The sequence below is a fragment of the Betaproteobacteria bacterium genome (assembly GCA_016791345.1).
In the GTDB taxonomy this organism is placed as follows: domain Bacteria; phylum Pseudomonadota; class Gammaproteobacteria; order Burkholderiales; family JAEUMW01; genus JAEUMW01.
Genome location: JAEUMW010000404.1, coordinates 1 through 3360, shown reverse-complemented (window position 1 = coordinate 3360; position 3360 = coordinate 1). Strand labels below are relative to the sequence as shown.

The 3360-nt window shown below is 63.1% G+C and carries 3 protein-coding genes; all 3 read right to left on the bottom strand.

Features of this window, described 5'->3' with window-relative positions; all coding sequences use genetic code 11:
- Nucleotides 1-262 (bottom strand): transporter (locus JNK68_15375; GenBank protein ID MBL8541725.1); only part of this gene is annotated, 262 nt, incomplete at its 3' end.
- A gap of 131 nt (nucleotides 263-393) precedes the next feature.
- The gene (locus tag JNK68_15370) at nucleotides 394-2967 is read right to left on the bottom strand and encodes an arylsulfatase (protein ID MBL8541724.1); all 2574 of its coding nucleotides are present in this window, start codon (nucleotides 2965-2967) and stop codon (nucleotides 394-396) included.
- A 123-nt stretch (nucleotides 2968-3090) separates the two neighbouring features.
- Nucleotides 3091-3318 carry a hypothetical protein gene (locus tag JNK68_15365; GenBank protein ID MBL8541723.1) on the bottom strand — a complete coding sequence of 76 codons (228 nt, stop codon included), beginning with the start codon at nucleotides 3316-3318 and terminating at the stop codon, nucleotides 3091-3093.
- Nucleotides 3319-3360: the final 42 nt, after the last annotated feature.

Below are 3360 nucleotides of genomic sequence, written 5' to 3'. Positions count from 1 at the left end.
AGATTACGGGCAGAATGGCGCGCGTGATGAGGTTCCAGTTCTCATTCAGGGTGATCGGAATCACCGGCTGAATGTTGAGGATGTTCTGCGTGCCCTTCTGCGGACCGACGTTGAAGTTGGTGTTGTTCTGGAAGGGCACGCCGATCAGGTTCGCGACCGGATTCTGCGTCATCTTCGCGAGTTCTTCGGCGCTCATCTCGGCGTGAGCGTGTGCGGCCAGGGCGAGGCCGAACGTAACCAGGACGGGTGCGGTGCGGGTCATGGAAGGTTCTCCGTCATTTGATGAAGACCGATCCGTTCAGGTATGGCGGTGAGGATGAGGATCACGTCGTACGGACGATGAAACGCCCCACCGCCCTATGGGCATGATGGGGCGTTTCTGTTTCCGCGCGATCAGTCGGCGGCGGCCTTTGCCTTCATGGAAGCCTGAAGTTTCTTGATGTCTTCTGGCGTGAGCTGCGGACGGTCGATCTTGATCGTGAGCTTGTTGAATTGGGCGGTCAGCGGGAACGGTGGCTTGTAGTCCGCGTCGTTGACGCCGGTGATCGTGTCCGAGCCAATATCGAAGCTCTCGTCCCACTGCAGGATGATGGGGATGGTTCGCTCCATCTTCTTCGTCTGAACTTCCTTGCCATCGACCTTGAGCGTGCCGGTCCCCGAGCGCCCGATGCCGGTGAAGTTGTTGAACGTCATCGTTCCGACGCCCAGGCCGTCATACTTGAAATCGAACTCGATGGTGTGCCTGCCGGGCGCTAGCGACTCGGGACCTTCCCACTTGACCCACTCCAGATTGAGCAGGTTCCAGTTGAACACCGGCTTGCCCTTGAGCAGGTAGAAGCCCCATCCCGCAAAGCGCCCGCCGGAGGTCGCGATCATGCCCTCCGCGCCACCTTCCGGCACGGTGATGTCGGCCGTCAGGCTGTAGGACGTATTGAGAAGGTACGGCGCGTCGCCCTGCGGTACGCCAGTCATGGGCCGCGTGTAGACGAGCTCGGAAAGGCCGGCAGTGAGACTCGGACGCTGGGCCGCGACCCGAGCCCCCACGGACGCGTCGAGCGGGAAGACCTGATACTTCTTCGCTTCCGCGACGAACATCTTCCGCATCTGCTTGACCTTTTCTGGATGCTTCGCGGCGATGTCCTCGGACTGGTTGAAGTTCTTGGTCAGGTCGTAGAGCTGAAAGACCTGGTTGTTGAGCGGGTCGGGGTTGGCGGGACTGAACGCGTCCCACGGCACGCGGTTGACCTTGGTGGAGAGCAGCCACCCGTCGTGATAAAGCGCCCACTGGCCCATCATCTCGAAGTACTGGGTCTTGTGACGCGACGGCGCCTTGGCGTTCTTCGCGTCGAAGGTGTAGGCGAAGCTCGTCCCCTCGATGGGTTTTTGCTTGATGCCGTCCACGACTTCGGGCGCGTGGATGCCGGTGACCTCGAGCAGCGTGGGCACGACATCGATCACGTGCATGAACTGGTCGCGCAGGGCGCCCTTGTCCTTGATGCGCGCCGGCCACGAGACGACCATGTTCTGGTTGACGCCGCCGAGCCGGGAGGCGTTCTGCTTGAACCAGTCGAACGGCGTGTCGAACGCCCAGGACCAGCCCGCGGACATGTGGTTGTAGGTGAACTCAGTGCCCCAGGCGTCGTAGTACTTCATCTGCACTTCGACCGGCGGGCGCACGCCATTGAAGAACGCGACCTCGCTGAACGTGCCTTCCGGCCCGCCCTCGGCGCTCGTGCCGTTGTCGCCGTTGATGTAGATGATGATCGTGTTGTCGAGCTTGCCCAGGTCCTCGAACGCCTGGATCACACGACCGATCTCGTGGTCGTTGTAGGCCACGTACGCGGCGAACACCTCCACCTGCCGGATGTAGAGCTTCTTCGCTTCCGGCGAGAGCTTGTCCCACGGCGTGAGGACGTCGGCGGGCCAGGGCGTGAGCTGCTCGTCCTGCGGAATCACGCCGAGCTTTTTCTGGTTCTCGAAGATGCGCTCGCGCAGCTTCTCGTAGCCGTCGTCGAAGAGATGCATGGCGTGGATCTTGTCCACCCATTCCTTCGTCGGATGGTGCGGCGCGTGCGAGGAGCCCGGCACGTAATGGAGAAAAATTGGCTGGCGCGGATCGGTCTGGTGAATCCGTGTCATCCAATCAATGGCGTCGTCGGCCATCGCCGTGATCAGGTTCCAGGAGGGCTCCTTGCCGGTGACTGGCCAGATCGCGGCCTTGGGATCCGAGCGATCCATGCTCAACGAGCCTTCTTTCCCGATCCACGGATAGATCTGCGTGGTGTTGCGGAAGAGGTTTGGCCCCCACTGGTTCGCGTCGCCACCGACGAAGCCGTAGAAGTAGTCGAAGCCCATGCCGGTCGGCCACTGGGTGAACGGCCCGACCTGGCTGGCCTGGTAGGTCGGCGTGTTGTGATCCTTGCCGAACCAGCTCGTCGCGTAGCCGTTATCGCGCAGGATGCGGCCGATGGTGGCGTTGTCCAGCCCGATCACGCTGTCGTAGCCGGGGAAGCCGGTGGCCTGCTCGGCAATCACGCCAAAGCCGACCGAGTGATGATTGCGCCCGGTGATGAGCGCGGCGCGCGTCGGCGAGCACAGCGAGGTGGAGGTGATGCGGTTGTACCGCAGCCCGTTCTTGGCGATGCGGTCCATGCTCGGCGTCGGGATGACGCCACCAAAGACGCTGTTGATCGCGAAGCCTGCATCATCCGTCATGATGAGGAGAATGTTGGGTGCGCCCTTCGGCGGCACCACGCGCGGCGGCCACCAGGGTTTGGATTGCAGGGCGTCGTCCTTGATCACGCCGCCGAACTTCGGGCTCGGTGCAGGCAGCTGCTTGCCGCTGATGGTGGTGGTCGCGCTGGGCGAACCCAGTGGGCCCGTGACCTGCTGCGCGAACGCCCAAGTCGCGCCGGTCAGGGACGCGACGAGGACAAGGAAGAGCGTCAGGACTCGTCTAACTGTCATCTGATTTACCTGTCGGTTGAATGCAAGATCGCTGGCTGTGTAAGGAAACAGGGCAAGGGAACGGCGCTTCGCGCGAGAAAGAGCACGCGCGCCGGCGCTGTGGACGACTCTTGTTCCCGCGCGCTACCGCTGGAGGTTCAACGCAAAGTGCGACGCGATCGCGCCCTCGATTTCCTCGGACGTGAGAAAGCTTTGCGCCGGCGCGCCCGGCGGCCACTGACAAGTCATCGTGTAGGCCTGCCCCGCGCCCCCTGCGAGGGTGATGCGGGTCACGTCCGCCGTCTGACCGGCGGCACCGGCGCGGCGGTCGTCGTACTCCACGCTGCGCACGGCGAAGGTCCGGGGTTCCAAGGTGCGCGGCGAGGCGGCGCTCGCCGGGGACAGCGCGCAATA

Coding starts and splice junctions, on each gene's coding strand:
- JNK68_15370 (MBL8541724.1), bottom strand. CDS start 2,967: ATGACAGTTAGACGAGTCCTGACGCTCTTCCTTGTCCTCGTCGCGTCC.